Source organism: Pannonibacter indicus, assembly GCF_001418225.1.
GTDB classification, from domain to species: Bacteria; Pseudomonadota; Alphaproteobacteria; order Rhizobiales; family Stappiaceae; genus Pannonibacter; species Pannonibacter indicus.
Map to the genome: position 1 here is coordinate 1 of NZ_LIPT01000024.1, position 20,754 is coordinate 20,754.

General features: G+C 65.3%; 22 protein-coding genes, 1 tRNA gene and 1 rRNA gene. 12 read left to right on the plus strand and 12 right to left on the minus strand.

The window, feature by feature from the left end; translation table 11 throughout:
- On the plus strand, nucleotides 1–304 hold a 304-nt coding region (locus ASC48_RS18585), incomplete at its 5' end, for an integrase core domain-containing protein (protein WP_141659003.1).
- Between the two features lie 191 nt (nucleotides 305–495).
- Nucleotides 496–1,842: an McrC family protein gene (locus ASC48_RS18590; RefSeq protein ID WP_055457175.1), complete on the plus strand. Its 1,347-nt coding sequence runs from the start codon at nucleotides 496–498 to the stop codon at nucleotides 1,840–1,842.
- A 265-nt stretch (nucleotides 1,843–2,107) separates the two neighbouring features.
- Here the strand turns inward: ASC48_RS18590 and ASC48_RS18595 are convergent, their stop codons facing one another.
- Together ASC48_RS18595 and ASC48_RS18600 are read right to left on the minus strand one after the other, a co-directional pair.
- Nucleotides 2,108–2,887: a hypothetical protein gene (locus ASC48_RS18595; protein WP_244270113.1), complete on the minus strand. Its 780-nt coding sequence runs from the start codon at nucleotides 2,885–2,887 to the stop codon at nucleotides 2,108–2,110.
- A 28-nt stretch (nucleotides 2,888–2,915) separates the two neighbouring features.
- Entirely contained in the window at nucleotides 2,916–4,019 is a 1,104-nt protein-coding gene (locus ASC48_RS18600; RefSeq protein WP_055457176.1) for a site-specific integrase, read from the minus strand.
- Nucleotides 4,020–4,155: 136 nt separating this feature from the next.
- Here ASC48_RS18600 and ASC48_RS18605 point away from each other — a divergent pair, with 136 nt between their 5' ends.
- The 7 genes from ASC48_RS18605 to ASC48_RS18635 all read left to right on the plus strand — a co-directional run bounded on the left by ASC48_RS18605 (nucleotide 4,156) and on the right by ASC48_RS18635 (nucleotide 10,071).
- Nucleotides 4,156–4,611 carry a MerR family transcriptional regulator gene (locus ASC48_RS18605; RefSeq protein WP_055457177.1) on the plus strand — a complete coding sequence of 152 codons (456 nt, stop codon included), beginning with the start codon at nucleotides 4,156–4,158 and terminating at the stop codon, nucleotides 4,609–4,611.
- 20 nt (nucleotides 4,612–4,631) lie between these two features.
- Nucleotides 4,632–4,880, plus strand: coding sequence for a DNA-binding protein (locus ASC48_RS18610; protein ID WP_244270114.1), 249 nt, complete (start codon nucleotides 4,632–4,634; stop codon nucleotides 4,878–4,880).
- Nucleotides 4,877–5,209, plus strand: coding sequence for a hypothetical protein (locus tag ASC48_RS18615; protein ID WP_055457178.1), 333 nt, complete (start codon nucleotides 4,877–4,879; stop codon nucleotides 5,207–5,209). The genes ASC48_RS18610 and ASC48_RS18615 overlap by 4 nt, the downstream gene beginning before the upstream one ends.
- 4 nt (nucleotides 5,210–5,213) lie before the next feature.
- Nucleotides 5,214–6,074, plus strand: coding sequence for a bifunctional DNA primase/polymerase (locus ASC48_RS18620; protein ID WP_055457179.1), 861 nt, complete (start codon nucleotides 5,214–5,216; stop codon nucleotides 6,072–6,074).
- Nucleotides 6,067–7,491, plus strand: a complete 1,425-nt coding sequence (locus ASC48_RS18625; protein ID WP_055457180.1) for a phage/plasmid primase, P4 family — start codon at nucleotides 6,067–6,069, stop codon at nucleotides 7,489–7,491. Before ASC48_RS18620 ends, ASC48_RS18625 begins: the two co-directional genes overlap by 8 nt.
- Nucleotides 7,492–7,748: 257 nt before the next feature.
- On the plus strand, nucleotides 7,749–8,258 hold the full coding sequence (locus ASC48_RS18630) for a hypothetical protein (protein WP_055457181.1): 510 nt from the start codon (nucleotides 7,749–7,751) through the stop codon (nucleotides 8,256–8,258).
- Nucleotides 8,248–10,071 (plus strand): phage terminase large subunit family protein, encoded by a 1,824-nt coding sequence (locus ASC48_RS18635; protein WP_055457182.1) that lies wholly within the window; start codon nucleotides 8,248–8,250, stop codon nucleotides 10,069–10,071. Before ASC48_RS18630 ends, ASC48_RS18635 begins: the two co-directional genes overlap by 11 nt.
- 3 nt (nucleotides 10,072–10,074) lie before the next feature.
- Here the strand turns inward: ASC48_RS18635 and ASC48_RS18640 are convergent, their stop codons facing one another.
- The 7 genes from ASC48_RS18640 to ASC48_RS18665 are packed head-to-tail and all read right to left on the minus strand — an operon-like array spanning nucleotide 10,075 to nucleotide 16,358.
- A complete protein-coding gene (locus ASC48_RS18640; RefSeq protein ID WP_055457183.1) occupies nucleotides 10,075–10,656 on the minus strand; it encodes a hypothetical protein in 582 nt (193 codons plus the stop codon).
- Nucleotides 10,653–10,805 (minus strand): hypothetical protein, encoded by a 153-nt coding sequence (locus ASC48_RS19635; protein WP_156367108.1) that lies wholly within the window; start codon nucleotides 10,803–10,805, stop codon nucleotides 10,653–10,655. Before ASC48_RS19635 ends, ASC48_RS18640 begins: the two co-directional genes overlap by 4 nt.
- 26 nt (nucleotides 10,806–10,831) lie before the next feature.
- A complete protein-coding gene (locus tag ASC48_RS18645) occupies nucleotides 10,832–11,806 on the minus strand; it encodes a restriction endonuclease subunit S (RefSeq protein WP_055457184.1) in 975 nt (324 codons plus the stop codon).
- Nucleotides 11,803–13,371, minus strand: coding sequence for a class I SAM-dependent DNA methyltransferase (locus ASC48_RS18650; RefSeq protein WP_208975827.1), 1,569 nt, complete (start codon nucleotides 13,369–13,371; stop codon nucleotides 11,803–11,805). Before ASC48_RS18650 ends, ASC48_RS18645 begins: the two co-directional genes overlap by 4 nt.
- A gap of 17 nt (nucleotides 13,372–13,388) precedes the next feature.
- The gene (gene hsdR / locus ASC48_RS18655) at nucleotides 13,389–15,764 is read right to left on the minus strand and encodes an EcoAI/FtnUII family type I restriction enzme subunit R (RefSeq protein WP_055457185.1); all 2,376 of its coding nucleotides are present in this window, start codon (nucleotides 15,762–15,764) and stop codon (nucleotides 13,389–13,391) included.
- A 13-nt stretch (nucleotides 15,765–15,777) separates the two neighbouring features.
- The gene (locus ASC48_RS18660) at nucleotides 15,778–16,068 is read right to left on the minus strand and encodes a HigA family addiction module antitoxin (RefSeq protein WP_055457186.1); all 291 of its coding nucleotides are present in this window, start codon (nucleotides 16,066–16,068) and stop codon (nucleotides 15,778–15,780) included.
- 11 nt (nucleotides 16,069–16,079) lie between these two features.
- Nucleotides 16,080–16,358: a type II toxin-antitoxin system RelE/ParE family toxin gene (locus tag ASC48_RS18665; protein ID WP_055457187.1), complete on the minus strand. Its 279-nt coding sequence runs from the start codon at nucleotides 16,356–16,358 to the stop codon at nucleotides 16,080–16,082.
- Nucleotides 16,359–16,477: 119 nt separating this feature from the next.
- Here ASC48_RS18665 and ASC48_RS18670 point away from each other — a divergent pair, with 119 nt between their 5' ends.
- From ASC48_RS18670 to ASC48_RS18680, 3 genes are read left to right on the plus strand one after another with little or no spacing between them, the layout of a single operon-like run.
- Nucleotides 16,478–17,887, plus strand: coding sequence for a phage portal protein (locus ASC48_RS18670; protein WP_055457188.1), 1,410 nt, complete (start codon nucleotides 16,478–16,480; stop codon nucleotides 17,885–17,887).
- The gene (locus tag ASC48_RS18675) at nucleotides 17,880–19,694 is read left to right on the plus strand and encodes a prohead protease/major capsid protein fusion protein (protein ID WP_055457189.1); all 1,815 of its coding nucleotides are present in this window, start codon (nucleotides 17,880–17,882) and stop codon (nucleotides 19,692–19,694) included. Before ASC48_RS18670 ends, ASC48_RS18675 begins: the two co-directional genes overlap by 8 nt.
- A complete protein-coding gene (locus tag ASC48_RS18680) occupies nucleotides 19,694–19,906 on the plus strand; it encodes a phage head-tail joining protein (protein ID WP_055457190.1) in 213 nt (70 codons plus the stop codon). The genes ASC48_RS18675 and ASC48_RS18680 overlap by 1 nt, the downstream gene beginning before the upstream one ends.
- Here the strand turns inward: ASC48_RS18680 and ASC48_RS18685 are convergent, their stop codons facing one another.
- From ASC48_RS18685 to rrf, 3 genes are all read right to left on the minus strand, one after another.
- On the minus strand, nucleotides 19,907–20,128 hold the full coding sequence (locus tag ASC48_RS18685; RefSeq protein ID WP_055457191.1) for a hypothetical protein: 222 nt from the start codon (nucleotides 20,126–20,128) through the stop codon (nucleotides 19,907–19,909).
- A gap of 279 nt (nucleotides 20,129–20,407) precedes the next feature.
- Nucleotides 20,408–20,484, minus strand: a tRNA-Met gene (locus ASC48_RS18690).
- A 68-nt stretch (nucleotides 20,485–20,552) separates the two neighbouring features.
- Nucleotides 20,553–20,667 (minus strand): 5S ribosomal RNA (gene rrf / locus ASC48_RS18695).
- Between the last annotated feature and the right edge of the window lie 87 nt (nucleotides 20,668–20,754).

Here is a 20,754-nt window from a genome sequence, read left to right on the forward strand (position 1 = left end):
CACCGCAGTCGGGGCGAAGACCGCCTACATCGCTCCCGGCAGTCCATGGGAGAACGGCTACATCGAGAGCTTCAACGCGCGCCTGCGCGACGAACTCCTCGACGGCGAGATCTTCTACACGCTCAAAGAGGCCAGGATCATCGTGGAAAGCTGGCGTCGGCATTACAACACCGTGCGTCCGCATGGATCGCTCGGCTACAAGCCGCCGGCGCCGGAGGTCTTCATCCCGGCATTCGCGCGGGCGGCCCTGCAACCCCAACCAGCAATGCCGCCCGCGCTGGCGCCACGACCATCATTGCACTAACAATCAAATTGGACCCGTCCGTGGGGGCCGATCAACCTGGAACCGGGCGAGGGTTCGATCACCGGTGGTTTTCTCAAGCGAGCGATCCTGAAACCGCCTCCGGGCCTCGAGGAAGGCGATGCTGTCGCCCGGTTTCGCTGGCAGGTCCGATCCGTCGATGAGGGCTTCGACTACAGCAAGTTGGTCGGGAAATGATCCGCCGCACGATCCGCGAGTGGGAGCGCATCGCCTACGGGCCCGGCGACACCGAGATCCCAGGGACGCAAGGTGACCGGCTTGCCGCGGTTGCGAGAGCATCGACCTTCTCCGGGCGCGGGGGTGAGGGTGTTCTGGAACACGGGCGAAAGGGACTCCGCGCACGTGGCGTCGTCGGCGTCATAGCCACCCCCGGCTGCCAACTGGAGATTCTCCCAAAGATCGAGGGGGGCGGCGAGAGCGGGATGTCGGATGCGGTACTCAGGCAGCGCCTCATCCACATGCTTGCTGTAGCCTACGATCTGCCAATTGAAGCCGGCGCAATGACGCAGCTCGGCTGGCAGCGCGAGACCGTGCTCGAACTTCTGATCCGTCTGTTCTGTGCGAAGCTGACCGACGCGGTCCGGCAGGGGATGCCGCGCCACTACCTCGAACACGAAGATGACCTGCCTGCGCTTCGGGGACGCCTGGACGTGACACGGCAGTTCTCGACGCTCGCGGTCTCGCCACAAAAGCTGGCGTGCCGCTTCGATGCTCTGTCGCCGGACATAGCCCTGAATCAGGTCATGCGGGCGGCGGTCAGCAAGCTGTCGCGCCTGTCCGGTTCACCGGATAACCAGCGCGCGCTGCGCGAACTGAGCTTCGTGTACGCCGACGTAGCCGACGTCCCTCCGACCGCCCTCCGCTGGGACCGGATCGTCCTGGACCGCACCAATCGTCGTTGGCGGGATCTCCTGTCCCTCGCGCGCCTCTTTCTATCGGACCGGCACCAGCAGACGAGCGCGGGGACCATCGATGGTCACGCCCTACTCTTCGAGATGAACGCCTTGTTCGAAGCATACATCGAACGGACCCTGTCGCGTGCTCTGGCCGGCACGGGCTTCCGTGTGTCGTCGCAAGGCGGCCATCGGGATTGTCTCTACGAGGGCGAGACCGGCCGCTTCCGCACAAGGCCGGACCTCATCCTCCGGCAGGGCGAGAAGATCGCGCTGATCATCGACACGAAGTGGAAGCGCATGACGCCACGGATCGACGATCCAAAGCAGGGGGTCAGCCAGGCGGACGTCTACCAGCTGATGGCATATGGCAGGCTCTACGACTGCCCGAACGTCGTACTGCTATATCCCCATCATGGCGACCTGCCGCCAGATCCGATCCGCCGGCGGTACTCCATCGCGGCAAGGGGGGCGGACGAGACACTTACCGTCGCCACGCAAGACCTCGCCGGCAAACAGCGAGACCATAGAGAGGCCCTTCGGCAGCTCGTCATGGATTGCTTGGCGCGCGAAAGCGTGCCGGAAGCGCCCGGCCATCACGGCAGCACACTTTTCGAAGCGATATGAAGGACTTCGGCCCCTCTTGCTTCCACAGTGCTTCCATGGGTGCTGGAAACGCAAGCGCCGCCCCGGAGGGAGGCGTTTAAGCGTTTGGAAACGAAAAGATTTTTGGTTGCGGGGGCAGGATTTGAACCTGCGGCCTTCAGGTTATGAGGCCACCTGAGGGAGTCTGAATAATTTTGACAAATCAAACCCTTAGAACGACTTTGGACTCGCAACGTCATCCACGTGTCGCACGGAGCAGACGCAACGCATTGGGAACGAATGGGAACTACGAAGCCAGAGCCGCCTGAACCGCTTCTCGCGCCTTTCGCCCCAGTGCAGCACGGTCATGATTGTTCATGCCGAGCCAGTTGGGAATCAGGGCTCCTTGCGACGCAAAATGCTCGACATGCACGAAGGTGATGTCTCCATCGGAATAGGCCACCTCGTTCACTGTCCTCCACTTTCCCGGGCGCGCTGCCTCAACCAGCTTTCGCGCGGCCCGGACATAGTTGAGCTTCGTGCCCAAACCGAACATGACGACAAGCCGGGTCCGTGACGGCAACGCGCCGAGGAACTGCGAAGCACAGTTCATCGCCACCTCGTTCCCGAAAGGCGTGGCCATGAACTTGTCGAGCATGCCGCCACCCGAGCCTTTCCAGGCTTGAGCCTTCTCGTCATAGCGCTCGACAGTGCATCGAACGAGCGAACCGAAATGAAACCGGCCATTCCTGTCGGAGATGAGGCGATCGACCATTCCCTTGTAGTCACCATTCGTTGGCGTTGGGACGACGCCGATGTGGGAGAGGATCTTGCCCACGGCCGTGCGCGATCCTTTGTAGGCAATCTCATCGTGAGGTGAACTCGCCAATGCGCCGGCTTGCGTCGGCCCCTTCGAGAACCCAAGCACGACAATCTCGGGCTCCACGCTGCCCCACGCGAGCGGGTTCGAAGTAATCCGCCACGTGCGGTCTGGTGACTCGCGTCTAGTCTTGTCGAAATCGGAGGCCGTCGCGGGCGCGAAGCAGCGCACGCAATTCACGCGACCGTGCGAGGGAAGGCAGCTCATTGGAATTCCTGTCGTTTTTTTCTAACAGTTATCCAAGCACGCGCTGCTCCACAAGAGCCATCGATTTCTGGTGATCGGGCGACGGGAACAGGTGGCCGTAGCGCTCCATGGTCATCTGGATCGAGGAATGGCCCGCGAAGGTCATCACCTCCTTGATCGAGAAGCCCTGCTCGATCCAGAGCGACACCGCGAAATGACGCAGGTCGTGCCAGCGCAGCTTCACGCCGACCTTCGCCTGCAGCTTGCGGAAACGGTCCTGCGTTCTGGTGTGCTGGAGGACGCCGCCGCGCGGGGCGGGGAATACCAGACCGAGGTCGCTTTTCGGGCAGCGCAGTTTCCAGCGGCGCAGCGCGTTCAGCACCATTGGCCCGGCGGGGATGTCGCGATAGCCCGCGCGCGATTTCGGCTCGCCCATCTGGTTGTAGGCATCGGCGCGCTGGCGCACGTGGATGAAGCCCTTCTCGAAATCCACGTCCTGCCAGCGCAGCCCGCGCAGCTCCGAAGCACGCAGGCCGGTCAGGGCCGAGACAATCAAATGCGGCTTGAAATCCTCGTCGGCAGCCTCGATCAGCGCGCGGATCGTCTCCTTCGAGGGCACCGGCGCCTTGTAGTCGATCCGGCTCGACTTGATCACCCGCACGCCTTGCGCGGCGTTGGTGAAGAGCTGGCCGTTGTCGATGGCATGGTCGAGGATGAGCTTGAGGACCGACAACGCGCGTCGCGTGAGATGTTCGGACCGGCCGTTCAGCAACAGCCGGTCACGGAACTCGTTCACATGACGGCGGGTCAGCTGGACGATCAGCTTGTCCCCGATCCCGACCTTCGCATCCGTGATGTGCAGTCGGACATAGTCGCTGTAGCCGCGAAGCGTGGTGCGCTCCATCCGCCGCCCCGTCTTGCAGCGCATCTCGCAATGGTCGAGCCACGCCTTCGCGGCATCGGCCACGGTGATGCTCTCGCTGTCGGCCAGATAGGTGTTGTTGGCGACCAGCGAGCGGACCTTGACAAGATAGACGTCGGCGTCCTTCCGGCGCGGGAACAGCTTCGAGCGGCGCTTGCCGGCCTGGTCCGTAAAATCGACCTGCCAGCGCACCAGACCCGAGGGCAGTGTTCTTTTTCGGATCGTCGCCATTCCACCTCCAAGTCGTTCATGACGCTCGATTTTGGCGCACAGGCAAGGTCTGTTTCGGGCCGGCGCACGAATACCATTGACAGTGCGTCAGCAGTCATATATCCATACATCTGACACAACGTCAAAGGTATTCGACATGACCCCGACCCTAACCATCCAGCAGCTCGCCGAGGCCACCGATCTGAGCCGCACCCAGATCGACCAGTGGATCTCGCGCGGGCACTTCAAACCCAAGAACCCAGCCGAAAGCGGCAAGGCGCGGGCCTTCACCGTCGAGGATGCGGTCGTGCTGGGCACGCTCGCCGAGCTGGTGCGCATCGGCCTGACGCCGAGCGTCGCCTCGATGCACGTGCACAGCGTCTACGCCTTCACCGACGACGACGCGCTTCTGGTGGTGAGCCAGGGGCCGGACAAGATGGCGGGCGGCAACGGCGCGCTCTACTACGACCCCGCCAATCCGGCGACGCATGGCCGGATCGTGCGCGCCCGCGACCTGGCCGGCATCGCCACCGATCCGAAGGTGCGCTCCATGGCGGTGGTCAATCTCAGCGAGGTGGTGAAGCGGGTGCTGAAGGCGGCCGGCGCCAGCTGATCGCCCGCGAGGAGTTCGACATGATGAACGAGGAGATGCGGGTTCAGCCCGCGATGGGAGAGCTTTGCCCGACAATAGCCGACGACCTGCTGCGCGGCGCCGACGCCATCGCCACCTTCGTGTTCGGCAGCACGAAGCACCGTCGCAAGGTCTACTACTACGCCTCGGACGCCAAGGTGCGCATGCCTGTATTCCGCATCGGCAATGTCATCTGCGCCCGCAAATCCACGCTGATCGAGTGGATCGAGCGCCAGGAGGGTATCCGATGAGCGAGATCGCTCCGCTGTTCATCGGCACCGACGATCACGTCATACTCGGCAACCGGATCCGGGAGTGCCGCGAGGCGCTGATGTACCTGCTGCGTCACTCCATCGCCGGCAGTCCGCATTACCGCGAGGCAAAGCTGTCCATCGCCGCCCTCGACCGGCTGCGCAGCGAGCTCGACTGCCATCTGCAGGAGACGACACCGCGCGCGCGGGATCCGCGTCGTTTGGCCGACCGGGTCTATGCCGGCCGGGAACGCCTCGTCGCCTGTCTGGCGACGCCCGCCGAGCGACGGCGCGACAGCTTCGCCGGCTGGGAGATGGACGAGGTATGACCCCATGGCCGATGATGTGCTCGCCCATGCCCGGCTCTATCTGGCCCTCGGCTTCGCCGTGCTGCCAGTGCACTTCCCCTACGAGCGGGACGGCCGGAGGCAATGTTCCTGCGCGCGCGAGGATTGCGGCCAGCCGGCCAAGCATCCCTTCGGCCGCCTGGTGAGAAACGGCGTCAAGGACGCGAGCACCGATCCCGAGACCGTCGAACGCTGGTTCGCCAGCACCGCCTTCAACATCGCCATCGCCACCGGGGCGGCCAGCGGCATCTTCGTCCTGGACATCGACCCGCGCCACGACGGCGACGAGGCACTGGCGGCGCTCGAAGCCGAGCACGGTCCCCTGCCCGCCACCTGGCGTTTCCTGACCGGAGGCGGCGGCGAGCACATCCTGTTCCGCCATCCGGGGCGCACCGTCCCCAACAGCGCCGGCGTCCTCGGTCCCGGCATCGACGTGCGCGGCGACGGTGGCGCCATCGTCGCCCCGCCCTCGCACCACATCTGCGGTCGCCCCTACGCCATCTCGGTCGACCACCATCCCGAGGACGTGGCGCTCGCCGACGCACCCGACTGGCTGCTGAACCGCATCCTGGGATCCCGCACGGCGGACAAGGCGCGCAAGGCGACGGAATGGCGGGCGCTGACCCGCGAGGGCGCCGTCAACGGCGAGCGCAACGCCTCCATCGCCAAACTGTCGGGCCTGCTGCTCGGCCGCCGCATCGACCCGCATGTCTGCCTCGACCTGATGCTGGCCTTCAACGCCACCCGCTGCAATCCGCCGCTGCCCGAGGACGAGGTGGTCGCCACTGTCGCCAGCATCGCGCGCCGCGACCGCGCGCGCCGGGAGGAGGCGCGCGGCGATGGCTGACGTCCACGACCTGCTCGACGAGATGATGAAACGCGGTCGGCCCGCCAACGCGCCGGCCGAGGCCGTCGACCGGCCCATCGAATATGCCGACGAGTCGCTGGCGCTTCGCTTCACCGCCGCCCACGCCGACGACATGCGCTACGTCCATCTCTGGGGCCGCTGGCTGCGCTGGGACGGGCAGCGCTGGCGCACCGACGAGACGCTGGAGGTCTACGACCTTGCCCGCGCCGTGGCGCGCGCCGCCTCGGCCGAGATCTGCGAGGGCGGCGGCAACGCCAAGCTCGCCTCCACCGTCGCCAGCGCCAAGACCGTCAACGCCATCGTCGGGCTCGCCCGCGCCGATCGCCGTCATGCCACCCGCACCGAGGATTGGGATGCCGACCCCTGGCTGCTCAACACGCCGGGTGGCACGGTCGATCTCCGCACCGGCAAGCTGCGACCGCACGAGCGCGACGATCTCATCACCAAGATCACCGCCGTCGCGCCCGGCGGTGGCTGCCCGCTCTGGCTGGCCTTCCTCGACCGGGTGTTCGAAGGCGATGCCGACCTCATCGGTTTTGCGCGCCGGATGCTGGGCTACTCGCTCACCGGCTCGATCCGCGATCATGCGCTGTTCTTCCTCTACGGCACCGGCGGCAACGGCAAGGGCGTCTTCCTCAACACCTGGCACAAGATCCTCGGCGACTATTCCTGCATCGCCTCCATGGAGACCTTCGTCGCCTCAAAGTCGGAGCGCCACCCGACCGACCTCGCCATGCTTCGCGGCGCCCGCGCCGTCATCGCCCAGGAGACCGAGGAGGGCCAGCGCTGGGCGGAATCCCGTATCAAGGCGCTGACCGGCGGCGACGCCATCTCCGCCCGCTTCATGCGCCAAGACTTCTTCACCTTCGAGCCGGCCTTCAAGCTGATCATCGCCGGCAACCACAAGCCGAGCTTGCGCAATGTCGACGAGGCGGTGCGCCGGCGCTTCAATCTCGTGCCCTTCACCGTCACCATCCCCAAAGCCGAGCGCGATCAGAACCTGCCCGAGAAGCTGGTCGCCGAATGGCCCGGCATCCTCGCCTGGGCCATCGAGGGCTGCCTCGAATGGCAGCGCATCGGCCTCGCCCCGCCGCCGGCCGTGCTCGACGCCACCGAGGAATATCTCGCCGACGAGGACGCCATCGGCCGTTTCCTCGACGAGCGCTGCGCTACCGGCGACCTGTTCGCCATCGAGGAGGTGCAGGACCTCTTCGCCTCCTGGCGCGACTGGTGCGCCACCACCGGCGAGTACGCCGGCACCGTGCGCCGCTTCAGCCAGAACCTCGAAGCCCGCCACTTCGCCCGCGAGCGCCATCCGGTGAGCCGCCGGAAGGCCTTCCGGGGCATCCGCCTCACCGTGCGCGCCGCCACCGGGACCGACTTCAATGACGCCTGACCGCAACGCCTTGGAAAACCTCGTTCCGAAACCTTCGAAACGATCCGTCCTTATCGGACGTATCGCCCGCACGCGCGCACGCGCGTACGTCGGATATGGGAGGAAGGTTACGAAGGTTTCGGAAGCGGCCTCGCGGCACCAACCCCACCGGACGAGACGGGAATCTTCGGCGCGATCCGGCAACGGCTTGGTTCCTGTCGGGCCGATCCGTATGCCGCGGGCAATAGCGCGATGCGTCGCCAGCGCGAGGGCGCATCATGCCTAAACTCGACCGCGCCGAGACCAAGACCGAGTTCGCCGCCCGCGTCGGCCTTACCAAGGGCCGCATCTCCCAGCTGGTGGCCGAGGGTCTGCCGGTGCGCCCCGATGGCCGCATCGACGTGGAGGCCGGGCTCGCCTGGATGGAGCGCAATCTCGATCCCTCCCGGCGCGGCAAGGGCGGCACAGCCTCCGCCGGCGCCACCACGCCCTCGGTCGCCGAGGTGCGGCGCATGCTGATGCTGGTGCAGGTCCAGCGCGCCCGCCTCGCCTACGACAAGGAGCGCGGCCAGCTGATCGACGCCGAGGAGGCGCGGCGTACAGTCTTCGCGCGCGCCCGTGCCGAACGCGACGCGCATCTGGCCTGGGTCCAGCGCACCGCGCCGCTCCTGGCCGCCGAGCTCGGCGCGGATCCTCGCGCCACCTTCACCGCCCTCGACCGGATGATGCGCGAGCATCTCGAACATCTGGCCGACATGCCCTTGGGGAGCTTCGGTGATGGTTCCTGACATTGATCTCGCCTGGCGGCGCGGCATCCGCCCCGAACCACCGATCCCTGTATCCGAGTGGGCTGACCGGCATCGCATCCTGCCGCCCACCTCGGCCGAGCCCGGCCGCTGGCGCACGGACCGCACGCCCTATCTGCGCGAGGTGATGGATGCGCTGTCCACGTCCAGCCCCTATGAACGCGTCGTGCTGATGAAAGGGGCACAGACCGGCGGATCGGAGGCCGGGCTGAACTGGCTTGGCTACATCATCCAGAACGCCCCCGGCATCGCCATGCTGGTCATGCCCTCGCTCGACATGGTGCGCCGGAATACCACCGTCCGCATCGACCCGCTGATCGAGGCCACGCCCGCCCTGCGCGAACTGGTCGCCGCACCCCGCTCCCGCGACGCCGGCAACAGCCTGTTCCGCAAGTCCTTCCCGGGCGGCCAGCTTGTGATGACCGGCGCGAACAGCGCGGTGGGCCTTCGCTCCACGCCGGTGCGCTACCTGTTCCTCGACGAGGTGGACGGCTATCCCGGCGACGCCGATGGCGAGGGCGATCCCGTCGATCTCGCGATCCAGCGCACCGCGACCTTCCGCGGGCGGCGCAAGATCTACATGGTCTCGACACCCACGCTGAAGGGCCATTCCCGCATCGAAGCCGCCTTCGAGCAGAGCGACCGGCGCTACTACCACGTCCCCTGCCTGCATTGCGGCGACATGGCCCCGATCACCTGGGCGCGCATCCGTTGGCCCGAGGGGCGGCGCGACGAGGCGTATCTCGTCTGCGAGGCCTGCGGCGGCATGCACTTCGAGCACGACAAGCCCCGCCTGCTGGCCGCCGGCGAGTGGCGCGCGACCTCTGAGGGCGACGGCCGCACCGCGGGCTTCCACCTCTCCGCGCTCTACTCGCCTTGGGAGACATGGGCCGAGATCGCGGCCGAGCACGGCCGCGTCCGCAAGGATCCCGCCCGGCTCCAGGTCTGGGTCAACACCAAGCTGGGCGAGTCCTGGGAGGACCAGGCGGGCGACACCGTGCCGGCCGACCCGCTCATGGCCCGGCGCGAGGACTGGGGCGAGGCGCTGCCCGCTGGTGTCGCCGTGCTAACTGCGGGCGTAGACGTGCAGGGCGACCGGATCGAGGTGCAGATCCTCGGCTGGGGCCGCGACGAGGAGGTATGGGTCATCGACTACCGCGTGCTCTGGGGCGACCCGTCCGGGCCGCGCCTCTGGTCCGATCTCGACATGGTGCTGCAGGCAACCTTCCCGCATCCCGCGGGGCTCGACCTGCCGGTGCGCGCTGCCGCCATCGACACCGGCGGCCATCACACCAAGATGGCCTACGAGTTCTGCCGCACTCGCCTCGCCCGCCGCATCTGGGCGATCAAGGGCCGCGGCGGGCCCGGCATCCCTGTCTGGCCGCGCCGCCCGACGCGCACCAACAAGGGCAAGATCCCGCTCTTCATCGTCGGCGTGGACGCGGTGAAGGACGCGGTCTACGCCCGCCTGCGGCTGACCGAGCCCGGCCCTGGGGCGATCCACTTCCCCCGCCGCCTCGATGCAGAGTATTTCCGCCAGCTGACCGCCGAGCGCGTCGTCACCCGCTTCGAGCGCGGCCGCCCCATCCGATCCTGGCAGCCCAAGCGCGACGGCGAACGCAACGAGGCGTTGGACACATTCGTCTACGCCCACGCCGCCCTGCACGGGCTGATCAGCATGGGGCTGAGGCTGAACGAGGAAGCCGACGCCGTCGCGGCGGCCGGACGCAAGGGCGAGGCGCCGGTGGCGAAGCCCGCCAGCGCGCCGGTTATCCGGTCGGCGTGGATGGGGTAGCGATCACCCGAGCCGAAAGGCGGGCTTGGCCAGCATGCGCACAGCGAGACCGATAGCGAAGACCGCATCGTGGCGCATCAGGTCCATGGCGTGCTGACCGGTGTCGAAGGCGCGGCGATCCAGATTGCTCTCGTCGTGTACATGTCGGAAATGGGAAAGCGGGTTCCGCAGGTCCATCAGCTTCTGCAGGTCGGCGATGTCCTGATCGGAAATCACGCCCCGCTCCCTGCATCGGCGCAGTGTTTCCCGGAATGAAATTCGTTCCGGAATGTCGTCCATCATCAGGCCGGCGTGCAGGTAGGCCGCCAGCAGATGCTCAACCAGCCCCTGACACAGAAGAATGGTCGCGGCGAAATTGCCGTGCACGAAGGAGGAGCGTGCCTCCACCCAAGCGTGGTAGGCGGCCTGCCCGCCGAAGATCATCGTGCCGTTAGGCCCCATCTCGCATCCGAAATCGGTCAGCATGCGGAAGCGGGAAACCTTCCCTGTAAGGTCGTCGTGCATCTCGGCCAGCAGGTACCGAACGAAATCGAGATCCGAGAGATCAGACAGAAGGTCGGGCTGATTGCCGCCGCCCTCACTCATGCGGCCTGTGCCTTGCCGTTGAAGACTTCGTGCAGCATGGCGGGAATGAGCGCGTCGATATCCTGAGCCGTGCCGGCGCGAATATTCCGAATTTGTCGCGCTTTGGCCTGCAGTCGGTCGAACCAGCGCTGGGTTTCGAGGGGCGGCACGGGGACTTGGATGGCTTCAAGCTTCTTCAGCCAAGCGTTCGGTTTCGCCCTGCGCCACCGGGAGACGCTTCTCCAAGCCGCTCCAGACCGTCCCTCGACAAGAAGTAGAACAGGAGAAATTCCGCCGTTGCGATCTCCGGATCCGGGACGCACGTCAGGAAGCGGTGAGAGCCGACCCGGCCAGAATCCTCTGCCTGCGCAATCGCGACGGCGCCTTCCCAAGCAAACACTATGTTGAACAGCAGATCGCCTTGCTCGATGCGAAATAGCCTTTTGGTGCCTACCTTCATGCCAGGAAGATCGGGCTTGTGGAATGTTCCTCGCCCGAAGGAGCGGACGCCGAGCTCGGAATAAGAGGCTGTCGGATCGATCTCGACCGGTCGGCGGACGAGGGGCGCGACTTCGGCCATCGGGCGGCGCGGAGCCCCATCGATGGCGCGGGCGAAGGCTTTCGACAACAGCGCCTGCATTTCGACGTCGGCAGCGGCGACTTCCCTCCGTCGCGCCTCGACCATCGCCGCAACGCGGTCCAGCCGCGCCACGATCCGCAGCTGCTCGTCGAGGGGAGGCACCTCGATTTTCATCTGGAGGAACTCATCCTCTTTGAGCCGTACGCGATTGGTCGAGCCTTCACTCGATCGGCGGCACAGATCGATGAACGTCTGGGTCCGCGAGTACCATTCGAAATAATGCGGGATCACGAGGTCTGAATCGATGTCGAAGCATGGGAAATCGTTGCTCACCAACGCTCCATCCAGGTCTTCCGGCACGATCCCGAAAGCGCCATGTCGTGCATCAATCCGCGAGACGAGAAACTGCCCCGAGCGGGTGCGCAGCTGACGAGACGCGGCAATCTCCGAGCCGGCCACCTCGCCACGAAGAACCAGCCCTTTCCCCCAGAGGCGAGCGGTGACTTGCTTGTACGTGACGTCCGGCTCAGGTTTCACCCATTCCTCGGACCGGGAGAGGAAGTCCCCAAGGCGCAAAGCCCGGCCGGTCATTTCTGAATCTCCGCCAGCTCTGCCTTGATCTCGTCCATCAGGGACAGGATCGTGCGTTCACGCTCGATGATCGCCTCGACGATCTCCTGCGGTTTGCGGTGGTCCTCGACCTCGCCCGAATGCGGGTTCTTGATGTCGAGATTGCAGGCGATCACCCGACCCTGATCGTCGCGCTGGATCAGCCCTTCGGCCTCCACCTTCCAGGCGCGCTCATTCTCCTCACGGTTCTTCCACCAAGCGAGGCAATCGGCGAACTCTTCGTAAGTCAGTGGCGCGGTCTTGGAATACTTCTTCCGCCCCTCGGGGCGCGGCTGCTCGTAGTACCAGATCTCGCGCGTCGGCCCGGTGGTGTCAAAAAAGATCAGATTCGTCGGGATGTCCGTGTAGGGCGCGAAGACGCCCTCGGGCAGGCGGACGACGGTATGCAGGTTGAAGTGCTCCAGCAGGTCCGCCTTGATCCGCGCCGACAGCCCGTCGCCGAACAGCGTACCATTCGGCACGACGACAGCGGCGCGGCCGCGCCCGCCGCGTTTCAGGCGGCGCATGATGAGTTGCAGGAACAGGAGCGCTGTCTCGGCCGTGCGCCGATCCTCGGGGAAGTTGTTGAGGATGCCGGTTTCCTCCTCGCCGCCGAAGGGCGGATTGGTGAGGATGACGTTGACCCGCTGATTCTCGCCGATCTCGGCCAGCCGGAAGCGTAGCGCGTTGCCCGGATCGATCCGCGGCGCATGAAGACCATGAAGGAGGAGGTTGAGCTGGGAAAGCAGAAACGGCAGCGACTTCGCCTCGCCGCCGAAGATGCTGTTCTCCTGCAGGATCTGACGTTTCTCGACGGTATCGGCTTGGCGCTCCAGATGCTGGAAGGCCTCCGACAGGAAGCCGCCAGTGCCGCAGGCGGGATCGAGCACGGTTTCGCCAAGCTGCGGATCCGTGACCTCCACCATGAAGCGCACGACCGGACGCGGCGTATAAAACTCACCGGAATCGCCTGCGGCATCGCGCATCTCGCGCAGCAATGTCTCGTAGAGGCGGCCCAGCGTGTGGATCTCTTCTGAGGAGTCGAAGTGGATGCCGTCGATCAGATTGACGACGTCGCGCAGCAGATAGCCGCTCTCCATGCGGTTAGTGAACCCCTGGAAGACAGTGGCGATCACGTCGCGCCGTTCGCGGCGACCGTTGTCGCCGCGAAGGTTGCGCAGATAGGCGAAGAGGCCGGGGCCGAGCGTTCCGTCGGGCCGTTCGGCCTGCTCGGCGGTAAGGAACGAGAGAAGATCGGGGCCTGTGATGCCATCGGCCTGCGCCGCCCAATCGCGCCAGCGGTAGGGCGGCTCGATGATCGGACGGTAATCGGCGCCGGCGAGTTCGGCACGCTCTTCCTCGATCCGTTCCATGTCGTCGAGGAACTTCAGGAACATGATCCAGGTGAGCATGGGCAGACGGTCGAGATCGCCGTTCAGACCCTTGTCCTTGCGCATGATCTTGCGCGCCGACTTGATGATGCTGTCGAGACGCTGCGCGGTTGTCTGCGGCTTCGCGGCTGCCTTCTTTCGGGCGGTTCTTGCCAAAACAAATTCTCCTGAATTCATGCTGTGTAGAGCAGACGCTGGAGCTCGGTGACGGCGCCGCGCAGCTCCTTGCTACCGCCGAAGCGTGACGCAATCTCGACGACATTGCCCCACTCGTTGAATGGCGGTACTTCGAGGATGTCGGGCAACTTGAACTGGGCGCTGCCGTGCTCGGCGTACTTTTCCAGCAGCGCGTCGAGTACCTCGCGCGCCTGCGGTCCGAATCGTTCGAAAAAGGCGAACTGATCCCACTTCACCCGGTCCGCGCGTTCGCGGCGGGTGCGCAGGGGGGCGTTGTAGGCCAAGTGGCACAGCAGATCGAACGGATCGGCTTCCGGCTTGCCGACCGCCACGCCGAGCGTTTCGAGATCGATGCCCTTGTCCTCCAGCCGCTCGACGATCTCCGCCCGGCGCTGCGGATCGAGCCAGTCCGCACGAAGTTCGGAAGCATTGGGGTACAGGGTGCGGACCTTGTCCCCGGTGTAGTCCGTAAGCTGGCGGCAGGCGAGTTGCTTTCCGTCCGCATCCAGCTCGTAGACCATGTGGCGGATGATCTCGACCTCGCCACCATCGACGTAGAACTTCCTCGGACCTGTATCCGGCTCGTCATCAATATCGACGGGATAGTCTGGAAGATCCGGCATATCGACCGGATCCGGTATCGGCTCCTCGGTTTCGTGCTCTTCGATAACCGCACCTTCGGCGTCGATCACCTCCTCCTGCTCGCGCACGGGCTCACCGTCGAAAGCAGGATCGGCGAACTTCTCAGTAGCGGTGCCAGTATAGTCGATGATGTTGAACGCGAGCTTCCCGTAATCCGGCCGGAGCCGGGTTCCGCGCCCGATGATCTGCTTGAACTCTGGCATTGAGCCGACGATACGGGCGAGCACCACATTCTTGCAAGTGGGCGCATCGACACCAGTGGTCAGCAGCTGCGAGGTCGTGAGAATGACCGGAGTCTTGGTCTCCACATCCTGGAACTTCGCGCGATGGGCGCTGCCGATATCGCCTTCGTCGGCAGTCACCCGGCAGACATAGTCTGGGTAGTCCTTGACGAGATCGGCGTTGACGGTAGCCAGAACATGGCGCATCTCCAGCGCGTGTTCCTGATCGACACAAAACACGATGGTCTTGGCGAAGCGATCCGTCTCCCGCATGAAATCGGCGAGGTGCCTCGCGATGGCCTGCGTTCGGGCGCGAAGGGCCACGACGCGCTCGAAATCGCGTGTGCCGTATTCGCTGTCCGGGATCTCCCGACCGTAACGGTCGAGTTCGCCCTTCGTCGGGCGCCAACCCGCCGCATCATAGTCGGTGATGATCCGGTGAACGCGATAGGGAGCCAGGAACCCGTCGGCAATGCCCTGTGCGAGGCTGTACTCGTAGATCGGATCGCCAAAGTAGTTGTAGGTGTCGACATTGTCCTCGCGGCGGGGCGTTGCCGTCATGCCGATCTGCGTCGCAGGCTCGAACCATTCCAGAATCTCGCGCCAGTTGCTGTCGTCGCGGGCGCTGCCGCGATGGCACTCATCGACGATGATTAGATCGAAGAAGTCCCGTGGATATTCGCGATAGAGCCCAGGCCGGTTCTCATCGCGCGCAATGGATTGGTAGATGGCGAAATACATATCGCGGCTCTTGACCGCGACGCCGCCGGCGATCTTCTGGCGGGCATCGCCGAACGGGCTGAAGTCTTTCGCCATCGGGTCGTCGACGAGAACGTTGCGGTCGGCCAGGAAAAGGATCTTCGGCTTCCGATTGCTGCCCTTGGCACTCCAACGCGCAGACCAGAGCTTCCAGGCGATCTGAAACGCGACCGCGGTCTTGCCAGCGCCAGTACACAAGGTGAGCAGGACACGGTGGCGCCCCTGCAGGACGGCCTGAACGGCTCGGTTGACCGCGATCTCCTGATAATAGCGTAGCGGCTTGGCGCGATCCGGATAGGTGGGCGTCAGCAGCTTTTCGGCGACGTCATCGTCTGAGATGCCCTCCGCAGCCCGAAGTCGGCGCCAAAGCTCAGCCGGCGTCGGGAAATCAGTGATCTGGCGCTCGACGCCGGTGGTATAATCGAATTCGACGATCTCGGCGCCATTGGTCGCATAGGCGAACTTCAAGCCTAGAATCTCGGCGTATTCCTTGGCCTGCTGCAGGCCTTCGGCTGGATGATTATACCGCGATTTCGCCTCAACCACAGCAAGCGGGAAGTCCGGGCTGTACCGCAGAATGTAGTCGGCGCGCTTCTGGCGACCCCGCCGTGCCTTACCGCCCACGAAGACGATGCGCCCATCCGTAAACGTGCGCTGTTCATTGATGGCATGCGGAAGGTCGTCCCAGCCTGCCGCCTGCAGCTTGGGAACAACGAACTTTCGACAGGTGTCGGCTTCCGTAAGCGCCACAACGCCTCCTAGTTCACGCGGCGCGGGTGATGCGCTCGACCTTGATGTCGTTCGCTCTCTTCATGGCTTGAGCCAGATCGTAGGCCGCCTGAAGCCGGAACCACGTATCGGCGCCACCACCGAAAGCCTTGTCAAGCCGGATCGCCATCTCCGGCGATATGCCGGAATGGCCGTTGAGCACGTCCGAAAGCTGCTTGCGGCTGACTCCGAGCCTCTTGGCCGCCTCCGTCACGCTGAGACCGAACGGCTCCAGACAGTCATGCCGCACCGACAAACCCGGATGCGGCGGCTTCTTCATCGGCATGTCACATACTCCTAATGGTAGTCGACCAGATCGACATCACAGGCGTTGGCACCGTCAAAACGAAACACGATGCGCCAGTTGCCTGAAACGCTGACCGACCAGAACCCAGCCAGATCGCCCTTCAACGGATGCAGCCAGAACCCCGGCAGGTCCATGTTCCCCGGCTCCGTCGCCTCGTCGAGACGTGCCAGAATACGCTCGACCTTATCGGCGTAGTCCGCTGACACCCGTCGCCTCTCGGCCCTCTCGTAGAGAAGCTTGAGGCCCTTGTGCCGGAAGCTTACGATCATGGGTTAGTGTAACCCGTCACCGCTCAGTTTACAATGATCACATTTTCCGCCAATGGCGGCTGATCATTCCCAAACATTCCCAATAGCTTGAGGCTTGCCGCCGCGCGAGAATCGGCGGCATGCGGAACTTCGTCCAACGCCTTTTCGGGATCGGCAAGACGCGCGCCTTCGACGCGGCGGGCGGCGGCAGTCGCTGGGAGAGCGCCAAGACCGTCGATGGCCTGAACGCCGCGATCCTGGCGGGCGCGACCACGGCGGCACGGCGCGCCGGCTGGTATGCCCGCAACAACCCGTGGGTCGCGGCGGCGGTGGACAGCTTGGTCGGCAATGTCGTCGGCGCCGGGATCAAGCCGCAGTCGACGCATCCCGACCGCTCTGTGCGCGAGCAGCTACAGGCGCTCTGGCTGCGCTGGACCGATCACGCCGCCCCGGACGGGCTCGCGGATTTCTACGGGCTGCAGGCGATGGCCGTGCGCGCCATGGTCGAGAGCGGCGAAAGTTTCGCCCGGCTGCGCGTGGCCAGCGAGGCCAGCATCATTCCCCTCCACCTCGAGCTTCTGGATCGCGAGCAGGTGTCATCGGACCTGCATCGCGAGATCGGCGGCGGGGCGCGCATCCGTGCCGGCATCGAGTTCGACTCGGCCGGCCGTCGCGTCGCCTACTGGGTCCGCTCCTCCCGACTTGGCGACCCCTTCGGTCCGCTCCGCATGGACCCCGTGCGCGTTCCCGCCGTCGATTGCATCCACCTGTTCAAGCCGCTCGCAGCCGGCCAGTTGCGCGGCATCACCTGGCTCGCGCCGGTGCTGCTGCGGCTGCACGAGCTCGATCAGTTCGAGGATGCCGCGCTGGTGAAGGCCAAGGTCGCGGCACTGTTCACCGGCTTCATAACCGATCCCGACGGCACCGTTGGCGGGCTCTCGGGCACGAGCAATGCCGGCGTGCTGCAGGTTGGCATGGAGCCGGGAAGCCTGATCCCGTTGCCGCCCGGCGCTGACATCCGCTTCTCCAACCCGACCGAGCACGACGCCTACGCGCCGTTCGTGAAGAACCATCTCCGCGCTGTCGCTGCCGGCCTGGGACTTCCCTACGAGCTGGTGTCCGGAGACTTGGAGGGCGTCACCTATTCCTCAATCCGCGCCGGGCTCATCGAGTTCCGCCGCCGCGTCGAGCAGCTGCAGCACAATGTGGTCGTCCACCTGTTCTGTCGGCCGGTGTGGGAGCGCTTCGTGCGGTTGGCTGTGCTGTCGGGCGATCTCCCGGCACGTGACTTCGACCGCGATCCGGCAGCCTATCTCGGCTGCGAGTGGCTGCCGCCGAAGTTCGACTATGTCGATCCCAAGAAGGATGTCGAAGCCGAGATCCTCGCCATCGAGGCGGGCCTCAAGAGCCGCACCCAGGCCATCTCCGAGCGCGGCTACGACGCCGAGCAGGTCGATGCAGAGATCGCTGCGGACCAAGAGCGCGCTACGGCGCTTGGCCTCGATTTCTCCCGCGCCAAGCGCATCACGACGGAGACGGCCAATGCCTGAGACAATCACACTCCTGACCCGCCGCGCCGATCTCGCGCCCGCGACCGCCGACCGCGACGCTCGCACCGTCGAGGTGATCTGGTCGACCGGCGCGCCGGTGCGCCGCCGCGACATGGCGGGCGAATACATCGAGCGCCTCAGCCTCGATGCCGAGGCCGTGGACCTGTCGCGCCTCGAGGGCGGCTCCGTGCTCGACGCGCACCGCCAGTCCGCCGTGCGGGACGTACTCGGCAGCGTGCGCAAGGCTGCGGTCGACGGCAGGCGCGGCACAGCCCTCATCCAGTTCTCACGCAGGCCGGAGGTGGAGCCGATCTGGCAAGACGTGCTAGCCGGCATCCTGCGCCATGTCTCGGTCGGCTACGCGGTCGAGGAGTGGGCCGAGACGACCGAGAACGGCGCGCGGGTGCTGACCGCCGTGCGTTGGACCCCACACGAGATTTCCCTGGTGCCGACACCCGCCGATCCCGGCGCCAAAATTCGCATGGAGAACGACATGACCGATACCGACACCGGGGCGGCCGAGACGCCGCCAGCGACGGAGATGCAGACCCGCGCCGCCGTCAATGCCGAGATCCGATCCATTGCCCGGATCGCCGGGCTCGATCAGAGCTGGGTGGATGGACAGATCGACGCCGAGGCGGACGCCGACACCGCCCGCCGTGCCGCCTTCGAGGCACTGGCCAAGCGCAGCGCTCCCGCGGTTCGAACCGAACAGGTCCGCGTCGAGATGGGCGAGAGCCAGGACGAACCGGCCTTGCGCGCCCGCCAGATGGGCGAGGCGCTCTATGCCCGCATCAACCCGCGCCACGAGCTATCCGAGCCCGCCCGGCGTTACGCCTACGCGACGCCCGTGGACATGGCGAAGGAACTGCTGACACTGCGGGGCGAGTCCACCATGGCGCTTTCGCCCGCGAGCATCGTCACCCGCGCGCTGCACACCACTTCGGACTTCCCCATCATCCTCGGGGACACGGTCGGTCGCGTCCTGCGCGACGCCTATCAGGCGGCACCCGCCGGCGTCCGCCGCCTCGGACGACAGACCACGACGCGTGACTTCCGCGCGGTGAACAAGATCATGCTGGGCGAAGCGCCACTGCTGGAAAAGCTGAATGAGCACGGCGAGATCAAGGCCGGGACGATGGCCGAAGCGCGCGAGGCCTACAAGGTCGAGACCTGGGCACGCAAGATCGGCATCACCCGGCAGGTGCTGGTGAACGACGACCTCGGCGCCTTCGCGGACCTAGCCCGGCGCATGGGCCAGGGCGCGGCGGAAACGGAAGCGCGCATCCTCGTTGATCTGCTCGAGGCCAACACCGGCAACGGACCGAAGCTCTCGGACAACAAGACGCTGTTCCATGCTGACCACGGCAACAAGGCGGGCTCCGGCGCGGCGATCTCGGACACGACGCTCTCGGCGGCGCGGCTGGCGCTGCGCACTCAGAAGGGCATCGAGGACCGCACGATCCGGGTGACGCCGAAGAACCTGCTGGTGCCGCCCGCCCTTGAGACGGATGCCGAGAAGTGGCTGGCGACCGTGGCGCCTGCCAAGGCGACGGACGTGAACCCGTTCTCGGGATCGCTGTCGCTGGTGGTCGAGCCGCGTCTCACGAGCGCGACGCGCTGGTACGTCACCGCCGATCCGGGCGAGATCGACGGACTCGAATACGCCTACCTGTCCGGAAACGAAGGGCCGCAGGTCGAGAGCCGCTCCGGCTGGGACGCGGACGGTGTGGAGATCCGGGTGATTCTCGATTTCGGGGCCGGCTTCGTCGACCACCGCGGCTGGTTCATGAACCCGGGCGCGTGATGACGGATCTCGCCCAGCTCACGGCCTGGCGCGAGGCCCTGATGGCTGCCCGCTATCGAGGCGTGCGCACCGTCGAATACGACGGCAAGCGCGTGACCTACGCCACAGACGGCGAGATGGCGGTCGCGCTCGCCGACCTCGACCGCAAGATCGCGGCCGCCGGCGGCAGCCGCGTCTCCGTCGTCCGCATCGCATCCTCGAAAGGAGTCTGATCAGACTGCTCGCTCGCCCTCTTGGAAGGCTGCGTCGGTGATGCGCTTCAGGAGCTCGGCGTAGTGCGCGAGAGTTCCGACGTGGCCCCAGTTGATCTCATCGGGCGCGTAGCCGAAATGCTCGTCGGAGAGCGCGGCGAGCCGCGCCAGCATGGCGTCGATCTCGGCCTTGCGGGTGATGAAGGCGTCGAGGGCCATGTCGTTGGTGCACTCGGTTCTCATGGACGGGCTCCGTCATTCATCCATTCATCCCGCCCAATGACGCTCCACAGCGCACGGATAGCAACTCGTTTCTGCTGACACAGTGAAGCCATTCGCAGGACAGCGCACGCCCGCGAACACAAAGCGAACATCGCCGTCGCCCGTGTCGCATCCGTGTCGTACGGAAGAATCGGGAATGGCCGTAAGTGTTTGGAATCTTTTGGGTTCGTGTTGCGTTCTCTTGCGACACGGGCCTCAAAAGCAAAATGTCGCTAAGTCTTTGACTTAGCGCCATATTTTTGGTTGCGGGGGCAGGATTTGAACCTGCGGCCTTCAGGTTATGAGCCTGACGAGCTACCGGGCTGCTCCACCCCGCGTTGAGGTGTTTTGGCGGTTTTTTTTGCCGCGGTTTGTTGAAGAGTTTGATTTTATCTGCGTTTTGCAGGCCTGGCAGCGACCTACTCTCCCGTGTCTTGAGACAAAGTACCATTGGCGCTGGGGGGTTTCACGGCCGAGTTCGGGATGGGATCGGGTGTTGGCCCCCCGCTGGGGCCACCAGGCCGGCGAAACGCAGATGAGAGGAACTGGTCTTTTCAGCTGTTGCTGATCGATGTGTTTCTTAGTTTGAGATACGCGCGGGATGTTAC